Source organism: Streptomyces sp. NBC_00190 (assembly GCF_036203305.1).
In the GTDB taxonomy this organism is placed as follows: domain Bacteria; phylum Actinomycetota; class Actinomycetes; order Streptomycetales; family Streptomycetaceae; genus Streptomyces.
The window spans coordinates 8,396,269-8,414,696 of record NZ_CP108131.1; the positions used below are offsets into that span (position 1 = coordinate 8,396,269).

Here is an 18,428-nt window from a genome sequence, read left to right on the forward strand (position 1 = left end):
ACGAGGTCGACCGGCGGCGGCCCTGCCGTGGAGCAACCGGCCACTGACACGGACAGCGTGGCCGGATGGCTCGAGCGAAACGCCCGCGCCTTTCCCGACAAGCCGGCCGTCATCCACCCCGACGGCCTTAACTCCGGCAGTTACGCCACCATCACCTACGGCGAGTTGCAGCAGACGGTCGAGGAGCTGGCCCGCGGATTCCGGCGCGCCGGGATCACCCGGGGCACCAGGACGGTGCTGATGGCCCCACCCGGGCCGGAGCTGTTCGCCCTCTGCTTCGCGCTGTTCCGGGTCGGGGCCGTGCCCGTCGTCGTGGATCCCGGCATGGGCGTACGGCGCATGCTCCACTGCTACCGGGCGGTGGGCGCCGAGGCGTTCATCGGGCCGCCCCTCGCCCAGCTCGTGCGCGTTCTGGGCCGCCGTACCTTCGCCGGGGTACGCGTGCCCGTCACCCTGGGACGGCGCCGGCTCGGCCGCGGCCACACACTGGCCGCGCTGCGCACCACCCCCGCAACCGGGAGTCATACGGACGCGGCGGCACTGACCGGCGGGGACGACCTGCTGATGATCGGCTTCACCACCGGAAGCACGGGCCCCGCCAAGGGAGTCGAATACACCCACCGCATGGCGTTGTCCATCGCCCGCCAGATAGAAGCCGTCCACGGCCGCACCCGCGACGACGTATCCCTGGTCACGCTGCCCTTCTACGGAGTGCTCGACCTCGTCTACGGATCCACCCTGGTCCTCGCGCCGCTGGCCCCCGCCCGGGTCGCCCAGGCGGACCCGGCGCTGCTCGTGGACGCGCTGGAACGATTCCGCGTCACCACGATGTTCGCCTCGCCTGCCCTGTTGCGGAACCTGGCCGGTCACCTCACCGGATCCGCCCGCGGCCGCCACCCGCTGCCCGACCTGCGCTGCGTCGTCTCCGGCGGGGCCCCGGTGCCCGACGCGGTAGTGGCCGCGCTGCGCCGCGTACTCGACGAGAAGGCGAAGATCCATGTGACCTACGGGGCCACGGAGGTACTGCCGATCACCTCGATCGAGGCGGCCGAGATCCTCGGCGACGACGACGTCGAATTCAACCGCGAAGCCAGCGGTACCGCGGCCCGCGCCGCCGCGGGCGAAGGGACCTGTGTCGGTCGACCCGTCCCCGGCACCCGCGTGACCATCGCCCCCGTCACCGACGGCCCGCTCGCCCGCCTGGACTCCACAACCAGCCTGTCGGCCGGGCGCGTCGGCGAGATCCTGGTCCACGGCGACTCCGTCAGCCAGCACTACCACCGAGCACCCCAATCCGACGTCGCGCACAAGGTGACCGAGGAACGCCCCGGCGGCGAAGACCCCCGAACCTGGCACCGAACCGGCGACCTCGGCCACCTCGACGCCGAAGGACGGCTGTGGTTCTGCGGGCGCACCGCGCAGCGGGTCCGCACCGGCTACCGGGACCTGCACACCGTGCGCTGCGAGGGAGTCTTCGACGCCCATCCCCTGGTCCGGCGCACCGCCCTGGTCGGCATCGGGCCGGCTGGCGCGCAACGGCCCGTCATCTGCGTGGAGACCGAGACCGGGGAGGGCGGGGCAGCGCTCGACGAACGCGCATGGACGAAGCTGGTCGCCGAGCTGCGCACGATGGCCGAGGCGCACGCCGCGACCACCGGCCTCCAGGAGTTCCTGCGCCACCCCGCTTTCCCCGTGGACATCCGGCACAACGCCAAGATCGGCCGCGAGGAGCTGGCCCGCTGGGCCGAGCGGCAGCAGGCCCGGTCCGCGTCGTCCCCGGGTCGGCGTGCGGTCCGGATCGTGCCGCTCGCCGGATGGGCGTATCTCGTCGGCGGGGCCGTGTGGGCCGCGACCGGGGGAGTCCCCGACCTCCCGATGCTGCGGTGGCTGTGGTGGGTCGACGCCTTCCTCAGCATCGGCGTGCACGCCGCGCAGATCCCGCTCGCGCTGCCGCGCGGCCGGGAGGCCGGACACGGGACCGCCTCCGTGGTCGGGTGCACCATGCTCTACGGCGCGACCTGGTGGCGGGCGCTGTGAAGATCCTGGTCACCGGAGCATCCGGATTCCTGGGCGGGCACCTGGTCGACGGCGCCCTGCGCCAGGGCCATCGGGTCCGCGCCCTCGTACGGCCTGGCAGCGATGCCGTACGGCTGCGCTCCCTGCCCGGCGTCGAGGTCGTCACCGGCGACCTCACCGACGATGGTTCGCTCGGGCGGGCGGCACAGGGCTGCGAGGCGGTCCTGCACAGCGCGGCTCGGGTCGTCGACCACGGCAGCCGCGCGCAGTTCGAGGCCGCCAACGTCACCGGCACGCAGCGGCTGCTGGCAGCAGCGAGGTCGGCGGGGGCGCGGCGGTTCGTGTTCGTGTCCAGCCCGAGCGCGCTGATGCGGGTACGGGAGGGCGACCGTCTCAGTATCGACGAGAGCACCCCGTACCCGGAGCGGTGGTTCAACCACTACTGCGAGACGAAGGCGATCGCCGAACAGTACGTACGGGCGGCCGACGGGCCGGAGTTCACCACCTGCGCCGTACGGCCGCGCGGCATCTGGGGGCCGCGCGACCACGCCGGATTCCTGCCACGCATGGTCGACGCTATGCGCGCGGGCCGACTGCCCGACCTGTCGGGCGGCAAACGGGTGCTGGTCTCGCTCTGCCACGTCGACAACGCGGTGGACGCCTGTATGCGGGCCGCGCTCGCCCCCGCCGGCCGGGTCGGCGGCAAGGCCTACTTCGTCGTGGACCGCGAGGAGACGGACCTGTGGCCGTTCCTGGCCCGGGTTGGTGCCCTCTTCGACTGCCCGCCGCCCGCTCCGCGCATCCCGCTCGTCCTCGGCCGCGGGATGGCCGCGGCGGTCGAGACGGGCTGGCACCTGCGCCGCCGGTCCGCGGGCAGCGGCAGCGGCCCAGGAGGCGGTACGGACGCGGCTCCGCCCCTGAGCCGCTACATGATGGCGCTGCTGACCCGCTCGGCGACGTACGACACCCATGCCGCCCGACACGACCTCGGCTACGCGGCTCCGCGCACCCAGGCCGACGGGCTGCGAGCACTGCAGGAGTGGGTGACGGCGCTGGGCGGCATCGCGGCCTGGACCGCCGGCCCGGCCGCCTGGACCGGCACCACCGCATCGGCTGGCCCCACACCCGACCACACCGAACAAGGAAGCACGCAGTCATGACATCCCATCAGGTCGATGCCGGCACCCGTGCCGGTACCGGTGCCGACGCCCGCTACCGGCGTCCGGTATCGCCCACCGAACGCCTCTACCTCTCCGCCGGTGATGCCCGCGGGACCATGGCCCTGCGCATCGTCGTCGAGGGTAACGGCGCACCCGAACCCAAGCACTTCCAGGCAGCCCTGGCACAGTCCGCCGAGTCCTGCCCGGGGTCGCGGCTCGTGCGCGCCGGGGCGATGTGGAGCGCCGAAGGGCCGTCGCCGCAGGTGCGGTACGACGTACCGCGCGCCGGTGCGTACGCCGACTCGGCGCCGGGGACGGTCGAGTTGCCTGCCGAGCCGTCGCGGCGAGCGGAGCCGCCGGGCTGCGAGGTGCTGATCGTGCCCGGCGTGGACGGGAAGGCGACCACCACCGTCGTCTTCAGCGCCTCGCACGCCATGATGGACGGTCACGGCGCCCTGACCTGGGTACGGGAGGTCTTCCGAGCCCTGCGCGGCGAGCCCGCCCGGCCCGCGCTCGACGCGGACACCGACGCCGGGCTGCTGCGCCGGCTCTGCAGCACCGGGCCGCGGCCCACGCCGAGTCCTCCCCGCCGCTCCCCGCTCGGCACGGGCAGCCGCGACAGCCGCCCGCTCCGGACGCTGTGGCTGCGCCGCACCCTGCCCGGCCGCCATCCCGCGCTCACGGCCCGCCTCGCCCAGGCACTGACCGACGCCGCACGGCTCGACACCCGTGTTATGGTCCCCGTCGACCTGCGCCGCCACTGCCCCGGGATCGAGGCCACGGGCAACCTGAGTCTGCCGCTGTTCCTGGACCTGCGCCCGGGGGCGGACTGGACGGCCGCGCACACCCGCCTGCTGACCGCCCTGGCCGAGGGCCGCGAACTCGCCGCCGGATTCGAGACGGCCCTCGCGCCACTGCCGCTGCCCGTGACCGCCGCTCTGCTGCGCACAGCCCAGGCCGTGGCGTCACGTACCGACCGGCACCTCGCTTCGGCCGTCGTCTCCCACCTCGGCCGCCTGGACCTGGCGGAACTCTCCGGCGGCGGCTTCACGGCGTCCACGGCCTACGCGCTGCCGGTGCATGCCCCGCTGGTCCCGCTCTCCCTCGTCGCCGCCGAGAGCGGGACGGCGACCGAGATCACGCTCGGCGTCCGCGGCGGGGGCCGGGACCTCGAGGCCCGCGCCGCGGAGTTGCTGGACACGGTCCTGGCCGGCTTCGAAGCCGAGGACATGGCCGCGAGGGTCCGCCGGGCCAGGCCCGATGCCCAAGCGGGCGGCGTGCTCGCGGTGTCGCATGAAGCCCGGTCAGCGACGCCGGCGCGACTCTGCCCGGGCACCGCAACCGGCTCCGGCGGTCGGGCGACCACTCCAGCGACCGCATCTCCTGTCGCGTCGGCGCCGATTCCGGCGCACGGTCCCGTCGGAGCGGACGCCTCGGCCACGGGCCCCGCACCACAGGCGGCGCAGCCGGATCCGGCGGCTGTCCCGGACTCGAATCCGGCGGCCGTCCTGGATCCGGCGGCCGCCGAGCTCACCGTCGTGGACGCCTTCCGCGCCCAGGCCGCCCGCACCCCCGATGCGCTCGCGCTCGACGGGCCCGAGGGCGTGGTCACGTACGCCGAACTCGACCGGCGCTCCGACGCCGTCGCGGCCTGGCTCGCGCGGCGCGGCGTAGGGCGCGAGGACCTGGTGGGGCTGGTCGTCGACCGCACGTCCGCCGGAGTGTGCGCCCTGTGGGGCATCCTCAAGGCGGGCGCCGCCTACGTCCCGCTCGACCCCGGCCATCCCGGCGCACGGATCAGAGAGATCCTCCAGGGATCCGCCGTCGCTCTCTGCCTGACCGGGCGACACCTGGCCGAGGAACTCGCCCCCTTCGTACCCGGGACCCTGCTCGCGGTCGAGGACCTCCTCGACGCTCCTTCTCCTGCCCCTGGCCCGGACACAGGCGCGGAGGGCGCTCGCGAGGTGCGTGCTGCCGGCCCCGCCGCCGCAGCAGACGTGCGGCCCGAGGACCTCGCGTACGTCATCCACACCTCCGGTTCCACCGGCCGCCCCAAGGGCGTGCAGATCGAACACGGAAGCCTCATGGGATTCGTCCGCTGGATGACCGGCGTCTGCCGGGTCACCGGTCGCACGCGCTTCGGCTTCGCCTCCTCCTACGCATTCGACATCTCGTGCTTCCCCCTCTTCCTGCCGCTGCTGGCTGGCGGTACGGCCGTCCTCGCCCCCGGCACGCCCTCACCCGCCGCCCTGCGCGAGCTCGTCGCCGAGCACCGCGCGGACACCCTTGCGCTCACGCCCTCCCACCTTGCCCTCCTCGGCGCCGCGGGCAGCGGTCCCACGCACTGCCTGCGCACCCTGCTGCTGGGCGGCGAGCCCCTCACCCCCACCGCCGTACGGTTCGCACACGCCGCATTCGGGGCTGATTGCCGTGTCATCAACGCCTACGGGCCCACCGAGGCGACCGTCGCCGTGCTCGCCCACACCGTGGACGGCGGCGAGATCGGCGCCACCGTCCCGATCGGCCTCCCCGGCCCGTACGCCCGGGTCGACCTCGTCACCGACGACGAGATCATCGGCAGCGGACCGGGCAATACCGGCCGCACCGGCGAGATCGTTGTACGCGGGGTCCAGGTGGCCCGCGGCTACCTAGGGCCGCCCGACGGCCGTCCCTCACCCTTCACCACCGGCCCCGACGGCGTCCGCGCCTATCGCACCGGTGACCTCGGACGCCGCCTGGCCGACGGCTCCGTCGAGTTCGCCGGGCGCATCGACGAGCAGGTGAAGATCGCCGGGCACCGCGTCGACCCCGCCGAGGTCGTCGCCGCCCTCGAAACCCACACAGCCGTCCACCGCGCTGTCGTCGTGCCCCGTCGCCGCCCGCACTCCACGGCGGCAGTGCTCTGTGCATACGTCCTGCCGGACGCCACCGTTGACCCCGCGGTACGCGCGGATCTGGCCCGAGCCCTGCGGACCGAGCTGACCCGGACACTCCCCGCGTACCTCGTCCCCGCCCATGTCGTCGTGATCGACACACTGCCCAGCACGGTCAGCGGTAAGGCCGATCTCGACGCCTTCCCGGACCCCTTCGCCCACACCACGCCAGCCGCACCCCTACCCGTCACCCTGGAGGCGCGGGTCAGGCACCATTGGGCGGAGATCCTCGGCGTCGACGGCGCATTGCTGTCGGCGGACTCCGACTTCCACGCCCTCGGCGGCGATTCCCTGGCCCTCGTCGAGATGCTCACCGCCGTCTCCTCGGACCTGCTGACCCGCGGTCAGGCCCAGCGGTTCACAGGCCGTCTCGACTGCCTCGTACGAAACCTGACGCTCGAGCAGGTCTGCGAACACCTGGCCGCCGCCCGCGAGGAGGCCGCCGCATGATCTTCGTCGGAGAGGGAGCCCTGCTCCGCCGCGCCGTCACCCACGCGGCCACCCGCGGCCACCCGGTCGACCTGGTCTGCTCCGCCGACCCGCTGGACGCCGCGGCCGCCGACGCACCCCACCTCGCGGCGGCGGACATCAACGCCCACGCCGGCACGCTGGCCCGGGCCTGCACCGACGGCATCGTCTGGTCCCTCAACAACCGGCAGATCTTCCGGGAGCCCCTGCTCCGGGTCGACGGCCTGCGCATTCTCAACATCCACAACGGTCTGCTGCCGCGACATCGCGGACTGCCTTCCGTAGCCGTCCTGTTCGCCCTGCTGCACGGCGACACGGAGTACGGCGTCACCGTCCACGAGGTTGACGCCGGCATCGACACCGGTCCGGTTCTGGCCGAACACCGCTTCCCCGTTGGGCCTGAGGACCGCTACCACGAGGTCATGCTCCGCGGCATCCGCGCCTGCCACGCCCTCTTCGAGCAGATCCTCCCGGCCGTCGCCGCCGGAACCGCCCACCCTGCACGCGCTGCGGCGGCGGAACCGTCCGCGTACTACGGCCTGCGCGCCCTGGACCGGCTCGGCGCCTATCGCGACCACCCCGCCTACGCCCGCGCTACCGACCTCGGCCCCTTCGCCGCCCATGCTCACGAGTTCACAAGGGCGCTGCTCCGGCTGTCCTCACCGGCTTCGACCCCAGGAGGGCCACCGGCGGGCTCGGCTTGTTCACTCCCGACCACGGCCTCAGCCCCGGTTCGCCCGCCTTCTCCTCGGGGCCTTGACCCAAGGCCGGGTAGTTAACGTATTTGTACTGGTGGCAAGGGTTTTGGGCTGGCGAAGGTGGCGGGTACGGTCTTGGTGATGAGTCCTTGTGCTGCCCATCTGTCGAGTTGCCGGTACATCGTGCTCACGGTGATGTCGCCGGGATGGCGGGCCAGGTCGCGGGTGCGCCAGTGACGGTCTGGGTCTGCCTGAAGGAGCGCGGGGACGCGCTGTTTGCGGCGGCCGGCCAGTGGGGTGTACCGGTCGTCGTGAGAGACCGTCGGTAGGTCTGGCCCGGGTTCAAGGATGGTGATGTCGAGGCCGGTCACGGTGCGGCTGGCACCCGGACGGCCGTCCTCGAGACGTTCGTCGTAGCGGGACGTCGGCGACTTGACCTCGCGGGTACTGACCCGTTGGCGTCTGGGCGGGAGGAGGTCGGCCAGCGGTCGGCGCCCGATGTGACCGACCTGGCCGACGGCTGTGGCCGTCACGTCGGCGGCCTGTATGGCCTGGTCGCGGGTGGTCTGAAAGGCGATGGTGAAGCCGCAGCGGTCCGGGTCGGTGCCGGGGACGGACTCGGCTGCCTCGGCCATCACGCTCCGTAGCACCTGGTAGAGGGTCAGCAGGGACCACATCTCCTGCTCGACTCCGACAGGGTCTCCCGAGCGCAGAACCCGTCCGTCCATGATCGTGTGGCGGAGCGCGTAGTACGCGGATTCGTGTTCCCACCGCTGGCGGTAGAGCCGGACCAGGCCAGACGCAGGGTAGCGGCGGGCATCGGTCAGGGTCGTCACCAGCCGGTAGGAACCGGAGAACGTGGTGCCGTCTTCGCAGGTCACGGTGATCTGCGCTTCCACGACCCGAACCGGGAGGGTACCGATCAAATCCGGGGTCAAGGCCCCGGGACCATCGACCCCCCGGGGCACCTCAGCTCTGCGCCCGGAGCCCGCTGTGGGCGCTCCGGGCGCAGCGGTGTGTCAGGCCTTGTCGGGTGTCATGGCGCCGATCATCTCTGCCAGCACGGTCCGCCGGTCCTCTCCCGCGCGTGCGCGCAGAGGCCGGGCCAGGCGTGCGCTGTCGTAGCGCCAGCGGTGGTCGAGGTCCTGGGGTACCGCCTCGGTCGTGCGGAAGTCCGCGCGGGTGCCGAGGAGTTCCGTGAGGTCCTGTGCCAGGTCGTGCCAGGACACGTGGCCGTTGCACGCGTTGGCGACTCCGTGCACGGGCCGGTCCAGGCATTCGGCCACCGCACGGGCCAAGGCGGCCGCATGCACCCAGGCGGCTCCGTACCAGTCGTGTCCACCAGTACCGGGACGTGGCAGGTCGATCGGCCGGCCCTGGCGGGCGGACTGGTAGAGGGTGCCGATGGCGCCCCAGCGCAGCTGTTCGCGCAGCCGGTCGTGCGCGCCCCAGACGATCGGTGACCGCACGGCGCTCGCGCCCCCGCGTCCCTCGGTCCCCGCGGCGCGCAGCACCATCGCCTCGCAGTCGAGCTTCGCCCTCCCGTACGGGCTCACGGGCTCGTGGGTCGCCGACTCCTCGGCGACCCGTTCCGTCCCGGGGTGCCCGTAGGCGTCGACGCTGCTGACGAAGACGAAGGGTCCGCGCCGCCAGGCGTCGACCATCGCCTCCGTCGCCGCCCGGTCCACGTCGTGCCGGGTGAAGGTGCAGGCGGCGTGGACGACCGCGTCCGCCTGTGCGACGGCGTCCCGCAGCCCGGCCAGGTCGCAGAGGTCGCCCTCGATGACGTCGACACCCTCGGTGGCGATCAGATGGGCCGACTCGGGCCGGGCCAGAGCCAGCACGGGGCGGCCCTGTGCGACAAGCTCACGCACGACGAACGCGCCCACGCCGCCCGTCGCCCCGGTGACCAGCACCGTGCCCGGGCGGATGTCCCGGGAGCGGGGGGCCGGCCTGCTCGCGGCCTTCGCGGCGCTCTGCCGCGCCGCCCGTTCGTCGAGGAGCGCGGTCAGCGCCCGGGGCGTACGGGCCTGGAGCACGTCGAGGCCCGTGAGCGGCAGCCCGAGGTCGGTACGCAGCCGTTCGGCGAGCTGCACGGCTTTCAGCGAGTGGCCGCCGAGGGCGAAGAAGTCGTCGTCCGGCGACGGGGCGACTCCGAGCACAGCCGCGAAGGTCTCCTTGACCGCTTCGGCCCGGGGGCCGGACGGGGCGCCCGGCACGGACGGCCCGGGCAGCCGGGCGTGGTCGAGCGGCCCGGCGGCCGAGCGCGGCAGCGCGTCGAGCACCGTGACCGTGGCGGGCACGTCCTCGGGAGCGAGCGACCGGCGCAGCAGGCCCAGCAGTTCGTGACCGGACGGGCCGAGGCTGTCGCACAGGACGGCATAGGCCACGGGCGGTCCCTGCTCGGGCTGGACCACCGCGGCGTCGGCGACGCTCGGGTGGGCGCGCAGTGCCAGCGCGGCAGGGTGGCCGTCGCCCTCCGGCTCGGCGGCATCCCGGGGCCCGGAGCTGTCGTTCGGGCCGGGGAGAGGCAGCTTGCTCAGGGCGAGTTCCGGGTCGGCCGCGACCGCGTGGAGCAGCGCCGCGTAGTCCCGTACGGCCGCCTCCGCCACGGTGTCGTCCAGCGCGTTCGCGTCGTACTGGACGAGTGCCAGGGGCTGTGCGGCGTCGCCGCCCGGCACCAGGCCGTAGGACAGGGTGAACTTCGCGCGGTCGGAGGGGATGTCGACGTACTCGGCCGACGTACCCGGCAGCCGCAGTACCGTCGGCTCGCCGAGGACGTCGGAGGTGACGCGGACCAGTGCGGTGCCGTCGGCGCCGCGTGCCCCGGCGCCGAGGCGTTCGAGGACCAGGTCGAAGGGGATGTGCCGGTGGTGCTGGGCTTCGAGGAGCGCGTCGCTCACGCGGCGCAGCAGTTGGGCGAAGGACGGGTCGCCGGAGACGTCCACCCGTACGGGCAGGGTGTTGACGCACAGGCCGACCAGGCCACGCATGGCGGTTCCGCTGCGGTGGGTGCCCGCCACGCCGATGACGAGGTCGTCGTCGCCGGTGAGGCGGTGCAGTGCGGCGAAGGCCGCGGCGAGCGACACCGCGAAGAGCGTGGCCTGCCGCTGTGCACCCAGCGCCCGCAGGGCGTCGGGCACGGCGGGCGCCAGAGGCACGCTGCACACGGCCCCGGGACGCACGGCCGTCTGCGGCGCTGCCGCCGCCGGCTGTGGCAGGCGCGGTGGGGCGGCGTCGGCCAGCAGGTCGCTGCAGCGGTTCAGTTCCGCCTCGAAGCCGGGCAGGTCGTCGTGCTCGCGGCGCGCGTGGTCGGTGTACTGCGGCGGTGCGGCCAGTGTGTTCCGGCCCGTTCCGTCGGTGGCCGCCGTGTAGAGAACGGCGAGTTCGGTGGCCACGGTCTCCAGTGAGGCGGCGTCCACGGCGATGTGATGGAACGTCAGCAACAGGGTGTGGTCCTGTGGGCCGTGGCGCAGAACGAGCGCCCGTACGGCGTCGCCGGCCGCGAGGTCGAACGGCCGGGCCGTCTCGCGCCGCAGCAGCGCCGGGGCGTCCGTCACGTCGGTGTCGACGACGTGTACGGGGACCGTCCGCGGCGTCGGGAGTACCTCTTGGCAGGGCTCGCCCTCGTGCTCCGTGTAGCGGGTGCGGAGGATGGCGTGCCGGGCCACCAGCCGGGCGAGGGCGGTGGCGAACGCGGCCGCATCGAACGGACCGCGCACACGGGTGGCGAACGGCACGTGGTACGAGTCGCCCGCGCCGCCGAGCCGTTCCATCAGCCACATGCGGCGCTGAGCGCGGGAGAGGGGGACGCTTCCGGCCGGTGCGGTGGTGGTGTCGGGGTGGGCGGTGTCCCGCGGTGCGTGGCCATCCGCGGCGGCGCTCGCACCGGCGGTGGGCCCGGCCGTCGTGCGCCGGGCGGTTCCGGCGCGGGCCCGGCGCAGCAGCTCCTGCTGGAGCCGCTCCTTGCGGTCGCGGGCCGCGGAGTCGGTGTCAGTGGACATCGCTGTGCTCCGGGGTCTCGGGGTGGAGGTCCGCGTGGGCGGCCAGGAGGGCGCGTTCGACCAGCGCGGCCTGCGCGGCCACGGTCGGGGCGGCGAAGAAGTCGGCGAGGGAGAGCTCTACGCCGATTTCCTCGCGCAGGTCTTCGGTGACGGCGAGGGCGAGGAGCGAATGGCCGCCGACGAGGAGGAACTCGTCATCGGCGCGGGTGACCTCGATGCCCAGTGCCTGGCTCCACACCGCGGCGACGGCCTGTTCCAGCGGTGTCATCCGCGCCGTCGGCTCGTCGGCGGGCTGCTTCCCGGCGGCGTGCGCGCGTCCGGTGAGCGCGCGCCGGTCGACCTTGCCGGCCGGAGTGAGGGGAAGCCGTTCCAGCACGGTGACCGCGTCGGGAACCAGGTGGGCCGGCAGGACTGCGGTGAGCCGCTCGCGCAGCGCCGCGCCGTGGGGCACGGGGCCGGGCGCGGCAACGACGAACGCGACGAGGCGGGCCTCGGGGGAGCCGGCGCCGTCGACGGTGACGGCGGCGTCGTCCACGTCCGGCTGCTGGCGGAGGGCGTGTTCGACCTCGGCGGGTTCGATGCGGAAGCCGCGGACCTTCACCTGGTCGTCGTTGCGGCCGTGGAACTGGAGGATGCCGTCGGGCCGGAGGGAGACGATGTCGCCCGTACGGTAGAGCCGCCCGTCGGCGGCGGCATGCTCGACGAACCGTTCGGCGGTGAGTGCAGGCAGGCCCGTGTAACCGTGGGCGAGCCTGCTGCCGCCGATCCACAGTTCGCCCCGGTCGCCGTCGGCCACCGGGTGACCGTCGGCGTCCAGGACGTGCGCCGTGGCCCCGGCGACGGGCCTGCCGATCGGTATGGGGCCCTCGCAGTCCTGCGCGGTGACCCGGTGGGCGGTTGCGAAGGTGGTCGTCTCGGTCGGCCCGTAGCCGTTGACGAGCTCCAGCCAGGGGAAGGCGGTGAGCACCTCACTGGCCTGTGCTGCAGCCATCGCCTCGCCGCCCACGACGACCGAGCGGAGCTGGGCGAAGACGCGGGAGCGGCGTGCGGCGAGCTGGTGGAAGAGGGCCGTGGTGAAGAACGCCACCGTCACGCCGTGCCGCTCGACGTGCCGGGCCAGATCCTCCAGGGAGGGCCGCTGTTCGGTGCAGACGACGACCGCGGCGCCGTTGGCGAGTGCGCCCCAGACTTCGAACGTCGAGGCGTCGAAGGTCATGGACGAGTGGAACAGGACGCGGTCGCGGCCGGTGAGGGTGACGTAGTCGGGTGCGGTGACCAGCTCGGCAATGGCCCGGTGCGGCACGAGGACGCCCTTGGGACGGCCGGTGGAGCCGGAGGTGAACATGATGAATGCCGGGCTGTCCGGGTCGGACTCGTCGACCGGCCGGTCGCTCGTGAGCGGCTCCTCGGGCAGGGCGAGCACGGGGCCGGGAAACGTGGCCGCGTCCAGCAGCTTCGTGTCGCCGACGGTGAGTTTCACCTCCGCGTCCGCGATCATCGCCTCGGTGCGCGGGCGGGGCTGGGCGGGATCGAGCGGCACGCACACGGCTCCCGCCAGCCACAGCCCGAGCTGCGCCACGATCGTGCGGGACGACCGCGTCGTCAGGAGCGCTACCCGGTCGCCGCGCGTCACTCGATGTTCGCGCAGGTGTGCCGCGAGGGCGCGGCCGGCCTGGAGGAGACGGCCGTAGGTGAGGGTGGTGTCGCCGTCCACGACGGCGAGGGCGTCGGGGGTGAGTTCGGCGTGCCGCGCGACGAGTGCGGGCAGGGCGGTGGGCGTCATGTCAGGCTCCTTCCGGGCGCGGGGTCCGGCGCTGGTCGAGGAGGGCGGCGAAGGCTCGCAGGTCGGTGCTGCGCAGCAGCTCGGGGGCGCGCAGGCGTATTCCGGTCTCGCGTTGGACGGTTGCCAGCAGCCGTGCGGCGACCATGGAGGTGCCGCCGGCGTCGGTGAAGTTGTCGCCGAGGCCGGTTCCGGGCCGGCCGAGGAGGTCGCGCACGGTCGTCAGCACCAGCCGCTCGGTGGCGGTGGCGGCGGCGAGGTCGTCCGTGGTGGTGCTCCTGGGCGGCACCGCGGCCTGGGACTCGGCCTGGGCCTGGGCTGCCAGGGCGGGGCGGTCCACCTTGCCGTTGGCGTCGAGCGGGAAGCCGTCGACGATCCGTACGGCGGTGGGGACGGCCTGCTCGGGGAGCCAGGCCCGGACCGCGGCGAGGAGATCCCCGGCAGGGGGTTCGGCGCCGTCGGCGGGCCGTACGTGTGCGACGAGGCGACCGTGGCCGGAACTGTCGTGCAGCACGGTGACTACGACGGTGCGCACCCGGGGGTCCTGCTCGAAGGCGGCTTCCACCTCGACCGGTTCGATCCGCACTCCGCTGATCTTCACCTGGTCGTCGAGACGGCCGAGGAAGTCAAGGCTACCGGCGGCGTTCATCCGTACCCGGTCGCCGGTGCGGTAGAGGCGGTCGATCGCGGGCAGCGCCAGTTCTTGCGGAGGGGCGGTGAACCGGCGTGCGGTGAGTTCGGGGTCAAGATAGCCGAGTGCCAGGCAGTGGCCGCCGACGCGCAGTTCACCCTCCTGCCCGCGGGCGACGGGGCGGCCTTCGACGTCCGTGACGACGAGGGTGACGCCCGGCAGCGCGGTGCCGATGGGGGGCGGGATCTGGTCGCCGGCCTGCGGATCGGTGCCGCGCATGGTGTGGGTGGTGGTGACGACGGTGGCTTCCGCGGGGCCGTAGGCGTTGTGGACGGTGGTGGTGACGTCGGCGGCGGGGCGGCGGCGCATGCGGTCGCCGCCGACGACGAGGTGACGCAGCTTCAGGTCCTGCGGCCACGGCCGGTCCAGGAGCGGTTCCACGGTGGGAGTAGCCGCCACGGCGTGGGTGAGGGCGGTGTCACGCCACCAGTCGGTGAGCACGTGCGAGTCCCAGCGGGTGTCGTCCGGGGCCGGGACGAGGGCGGCGCCCGAGGTCAGGGCCGCCCACAGTTCCAGCAGGTGCGGGTCGAACGCGACACCGATGAGCAGGGACTGGCGGTCGCCCGGTGCGAGGCCGGTCTCGGCCCGGTACCAGTCGAGGGCGACGGAGAGCGAGGACTCGGCCACGGCGACCGCCTTGGGGCGGCCGGTGGAACCGGAGGTGAGGACGGCGTACAGGGCGCCTTCGGGCGCGCGCCGGGTGCCACGGACGGAGTCGGCGAAGGCCGCCACCGCGGCGGCCGGGGCGTTGACACCGTCAGTGGGCAGCAGCAGCGGGAAGTGCTCCCCGCTGCGATGTTCCGCGGGCAGGACATCGGGGTCGCCGATGAGGCAGGCGATGTCGAGGTCCTCAGTGACGGCCTGGATGCGGCGTTCGCCGGGGCGGGGGCCGAGCGGCAGGTAGACGGCGCCGAGCCGGGCGAGCGCGACGGCGGTCACCACCAGGGCGGTGGACCGGTCGAGGCAGACGCCGACCAGGTCACCGGGCCGGACGCGGTCGGCCAGGTCCTTGGCGGCCAGCGCGGCCGCCGCGTCGAGGTCCTGGTACGTCCAGATCTGTGCGCGGTCGATCACCGCAGGGGCCTGCGGGGTACGCCGGGCCCAGTCCTCGAAGTGGGCGAGCACCCGGGTCGGTTCGGCGGAGGGGCCATGGGCGACGCTCAGCGCGGTTTCCGTGACGAGGCCGGTGTCGAAGACCATGGCGGGGATGGCGGGCGCGGTCGGGGACTGGGTCATCACGACTCCGTGGAAAGGGCGGTGGTGGCGAGGGCTTCGGCCTGGTCGGCGAGCACGGGGTTACGGAAGAGCACCTTCAACGGCGGGCGCGTACCCAGCCGGGGCTCCAGCCAGGCGGCCAGCTCGGCGGCCAGCAGGGAATGGCCCCCGCTGTGGAAGAAGTGGGAGCGGGCGTCGAAGCGACTGTGGCCGAGGACCTTGCGCCAGCCTTCCGTGAGCAGAGCCGTCATCGGATCGTCGGACACGGCGGTGGGCGCAGGCCCGGGCTCGGAGCCGGTTACCTGCTCGGTGCCGGTGCCGGTGCCGGCACCGGGCTCGGGCTCGGGCTCGGGCGTCGCGGCGTCGTCGGCGTCGAGCGCCGCCGCCCGGCGGGACAGCGCCGTGCGGTCGGGCTTGCCGCCGGCGAGGGTCGGCATGATGTCCAGCCCTGCCCACCGGGCGGGCACGAGGGGGCCGGGCAGGCGGCGGCTCAGCGCGGCGTGCAGCGCCTTCTCGTCGAAGGCCGCGCCGTCGGCTCCGCCTTCGAGGAAGCCCACGAGCCTGGGCCCGCCGGGGCTCTCCCGGTCCAGTATGACGGCGCAGGACCGGCCGCCCAGCACCGCGGACGCCGCCGCCTCGATCTCCTCCAGCTCGATGCGGTGACCGCGCAGCTTGATCTGGTTGTCGCGCCGCCCGAGGAAGTACAGCAGACCGTCCAGACCGCGGTAGCCGAGGTCGCCGGTCAGGTAGACGCGCTGCCCGTCGAGTGCGTCGACGGTGACGAACCGGGCGGCCGTCACCTCCGCGTTGCCCGCGTAGCCCTCGGCGAGACCGGGTCCGGCGACGGCGAGTTCACCGACCGCGCCGGACGGTAGCGGGCGGCGGTGGGCGTCCAGGACGTGGACCCGCTCGCCCGGGAGCTCGGTGCCCAGGGGGATCTCGGCGCCCTCGGCGAGGGCGCCGCGGGAGATCTCGTGGACGGTCGAGCTGATGGTGGCCTCCGTGACGCCGTACACGTTGAGCACGGTGGCGTCGGTGTCGGCGAGGACGCCGTGCAGTGCCTCCACGGGCAGGCGCTCGCCGCCGAGGACCAGGAGCCTGGGCGCCCAGCTCTCGTCACGCAGTGCGGGGCGCAGGTCCTCGCGGGTGGCGAGGAAGAAGCTGGTGGGCAGGTTGGCGACGGTGACCCGGGCGGACACCAGCAGTTCGGTGAGCTCCGCGCCCGTGGGCACCTCGTGCTCGGGCAGGACCAGGCACGCACCGGCGTGCAGGGCCGGCAGCACCTCCTCGAGCGCCACGTCGAAGGACGGTTGGGCGAACATCAGGACCCGGTCCGAGGTGGTGAGGCCGAACCGGTCGGCGGCCGCAGTCAGATGGTGCATCAGCGCCGCGTGGCCGACGGCGACCGGCTTCGGCGTCCCGGTGGAGCCGGAGGTGTGGATGACGTACGCGGTGCCGGGAAGTTCGGCGCTCCCGCGCGCGGGAGGCAGCACCGGGGCGTCGATCCGGGCGGTCGGCAGTGCTTCCGGCAGGGCCGGAGTGCCGTCGCCGGTGAGGACCAGCGCAGGGGCGAGCCGCTCCAGCAGCAGAGCGAGCCGGGCCGGCGGATCGGACGGGGACATCGGGCAGTAGACGGCGCCGGCGCGCAGGCATGCGAGCAGGGCGACGAGCGAGTCGGTCCCCCGGGGCAGGACCACGGCCACCGGCCGGCCGGCCGTCACACCGGCGGCGCGCAGTCGCTCGGCCAGCGAGCCGACGCGGTCGTCGAGCTCGCCGTAGGTGAGACGGCGGGCGCCGCACAGCAGGGCCGGCAGCGACGGGTGCTGCGCGGCCACGGGATCCAGCGGATCGCGGTCGGCCGGGAGGGGCACGGGCTCGGTGGCCGGCTCCACGGCGGTCGGATCCAGGTCGGCCAGCGGAGTCTCGGGGCTGTCGAGATAGGCGCGCAGCAGGTCCAGGAAGCGGCCGGAGAGCAATCGGGCGACGTCTTCGCCGAACAGGTCCATGTCGTAGTCCCAGACCAGGGTCATACCGGGCGAGCCGTGGCGCGGGGTGACGCCGCGCCGGTCGTCCGGGAGCAGGACCACGTCGAGGTCGAAGCGGGTGGTGCCGGTGTTGAAGCCCTCGAAGAGGGTGATGTCGAGACCGGGTACGTCGATCTCGGGCAGCGGCGCGTCGTGGGCGCTGAACATGACGGAGAAGAGGGGGTTGTCGGCGCCGGAGGTGTGCATGCCGAGCGCCCGGGTCAGCTCCTGGACCGGTACGTCCTGGTGCGGCAGGGCACGGATGAGGGTGTCGGTGACCTCGTCCATGGTGTCCTGGGCGGGGGCGGCGCCGTCCAGGGCGAGCGGCAGCGGGATGGTGTTGACGAACATGCCGACGGCGTCCTCGTAGCCGAGGGGGCGGTTGCCGACGGCGGTGCCGATGACCATCCGGGAGCGGCCGCTGTGCCGGCGCAGGAGTTCGGCGAACAGGCCCAGGAGCGTGGAGAAGGGGGTGAGGCCGCGTGAACGGGCGTGCCCGCGCAGGCGTTCGGCGAGATCGGCGCCGATCGTCTGGCGCAGCTGCCCGCCGTGGTGCTTGCGGCGGGCACCGGGGCGGGCCAGGCCCGGGAGCGGCAGGTCGTGCTGCTGGTCGCGCAGTTCGGCCCGCCAGAAGTCGAGCGATTCGGGCGCGTACGCGGCGTCGGTCCGCTCCAGGACGTGGTCCGCGTACGACGGGGCGGGCGGGAGTTTGAGGGGCTCGCCGAGGACGTGGGCGCGGTATACGCGGAACACGTCGTCGAGCAGGATCGCGAAGGAGTGCCCGTCGTGGATCAGGTGGTGCTCGACGTGGATCAGCCGGTGGTGGCGCTCGGCCAGTCGTACGAGCGTCCAGCGGATCAGCGGTGCCTCGAACGTGTCGAGCGGTGTCTCGGCCTCGGTGCGCAGGAGACGGGCGAATGCCGCCTCGGGGTCCTCCTCCGTGCCGAGGTCGATCGTGTGCAGCCTCGGCGCACACTGCGGCGCGACCCGCTGCGCCGGTACGGACCCGGCGGAGGCAACGAGTTCGAGCCGCAGACCGGGGTGGCGTGCCAAGGTGGCGTCGAGCCCCCGGCGCAGAGCGTCGGTGTCGAGCGTGCCCCACAGGTCCAGTGAGGCGGTGAAGTTGTAGGCGCGACTGCCGGGCTGCATCTGCTCGTGCAGCCAGACGATCTCCTGCGAGGAGGAGAGGGGAAACATGGGCGATCCCTGAGGTTGTCGGGTCGGACTCCGGTGCCGGTCACGGTCGTGTCCGGTGGTCGTGCGGGCGGCTTCACGGGTCGCGCGGTGCCGCTTTCTGCGTGGGGGCATGCCGTGGGGGGAAGCTCGGGGTGCGCGGCGGCGGGGGCTGCGCTGCGGTGTGCCGGGTGGTGCGGGGTGCCCGTGAGCGCCGGAGCGGGGTGGCCGCGGGGCCGTGACGCGCCCGGGGGCGCGCGGGGGTG

The 18,428-nt window shown here is 73.8% G+C and carries 9 protein-coding genes; 4 read left to right on the forward strand and 5 right to left on the reverse strand.

The window, feature by feature from the left end:
* Positions 1-57: 57 nt before the first annotated feature.
* From OG429_RS39065 to OG429_RS39080, 4 genes are read left to right on the forward strand one after another with little or no spacing between them, the layout of a single operon-like run.
* Positions 58-2,037 carry a fatty acid CoA ligase family protein gene (locus OG429_RS39065; protein ID WP_328929989.1) on the forward strand — a complete coding sequence of 660 codons (1,980 nt, stop codon included), beginning with the start codon at positions 58-60 and terminating at the stop codon, positions 2,035-2,037.
* Positions 2,022-3,176 (forward strand): NAD-dependent epimerase/dehydratase family protein, encoded by a 1,155-nt coding sequence (locus OG429_RS39070; protein ID WP_328929990.1) that lies wholly within the window; start codon positions 2,022-2,024, stop codon positions 3,174-3,176. Before OG429_RS39065 ends, OG429_RS39070 begins: the two co-directional genes overlap by 16 nt.
* Positions 3,173-6,559: an amino acid adenylation domain-containing protein gene (locus OG429_RS39075; protein WP_328929991.1), complete on the forward strand. Its 3,387-nt coding sequence runs from the start codon at positions 3,173-3,175 to the stop codon at positions 6,557-6,559. The genes OG429_RS39070 and OG429_RS39075 overlap by 4 nt, the downstream gene beginning before the upstream one ends.
* A complete protein-coding gene (locus OG429_RS39080) occupies positions 6,556-7,356 on the forward strand; it encodes a formyltransferase family protein (RefSeq protein WP_328929992.1) in 801 nt (266 codons plus the stop codon). The genes OG429_RS39075 and OG429_RS39080 overlap by 4 nt, the downstream gene beginning before the upstream one ends.
* Here the strand turns inward: OG429_RS39080 and OG429_RS39085 are convergent.
* From OG429_RS39085 to OG429_RS39105, 5 genes are all read right to left on the reverse strand, one after another.
* Positions 7,353-8,174, reverse strand: a complete 822-nt coding sequence (locus OG429_RS39085; RefSeq protein ID WP_328929993.1) for a hypothetical protein — start codon at positions 8,172-8,174, stop codon at positions 7,353-7,355. The two genes, OG429_RS39080 and OG429_RS39085, sit on opposite strands and share 4 nt — an antisense overlap.
* 120 nt (positions 8,175-8,294) lie before the next feature.
* The gene (locus tag OG429_RS39090; RefSeq protein WP_328929994.1) at positions 8,295-11,279 is read right to left on the reverse strand and encodes a condensation domain-containing protein; all 2,985 of its coding nucleotides are present in this window, start codon (positions 11,277-11,279) and stop codon (positions 8,295-8,297) included.
* On the reverse strand, positions 11,269-13,062 hold the full coding sequence (locus OG429_RS39095) for a non-ribosomal peptide synthetase (RefSeq protein WP_328929995.1): 1,794 nt from the start codon (positions 13,060-13,062) through the stop codon (positions 11,269-11,271). The genes OG429_RS39090 and OG429_RS39095 overlap by 11 nt, the downstream gene beginning before the upstream one ends.
* Position 13,063: 1 nt before the next feature.
* A complete protein-coding gene (locus OG429_RS39100) occupies positions 13,064-14,986 on the reverse strand; it encodes a non-ribosomal peptide synthetase (protein ID WP_328929996.1) in 1,923 nt (640 codons plus the stop codon).
* On the reverse strand, positions 14,986-18,186 hold the full coding sequence (locus OG429_RS39105) for a non-ribosomal peptide synthetase (protein WP_328929997.1): 3,201 nt from the start codon (positions 18,184-18,186) through the stop codon (positions 14,986-14,988). Before OG429_RS39105 ends, OG429_RS39100 begins: the two co-directional genes overlap by 1 nt.
* Between the last annotated feature and the right edge of the window lie 242 nt (positions 18,187-18,428).

What these genes read in the sequence shown, in the direction of transcription:
- OG429_RS39080 (WP_328929992.1), top strand. Translation starts at nt 6,556, where the DNA reads ATGATCTTCGTCGGAGAGGGAGCCCTGCTCCGCCGCGCCGTCACCCAC.
- OG429_RS39090 (WP_328929994.1), bottom strand. Translation starts at nt 11,279, where the DNA reads ATGTCCACTGACACCGACTCCGCGGCCCGCGACCGCAAGGAGCGGCTC.
- OG429_RS39100 (WP_328929996.1), bottom strand. Translation starts at nt 14,986, where the DNA reads ATGACCCAGTCCCCGACCGCGCCCGCCATCCCCGCCATGGTCTTCGAC.
- OG429_RS39105 (WP_328929997.1), bottom strand. Translation starts at nt 18,186, where the DNA reads ATGTTTCCCCTCTCCTCCTCGCAGGAGATCGTCTGGCTGCACGAGCAG.
- OG429_RS39095 (WP_328929995.1), bottom strand. Translation starts at nt 13,062, where the DNA reads ATGACGCCCACCGCCCTGCCCGCACTCGTCGCGCGGCACGCCGAACTC.
- OG429_RS39075 (WP_328929991.1), top strand. Translation starts at nt 3,173, where the DNA reads ATGACATCCCATCAGGTCGATGCCGGCACCCGTGCCGGTACCGGTGCC.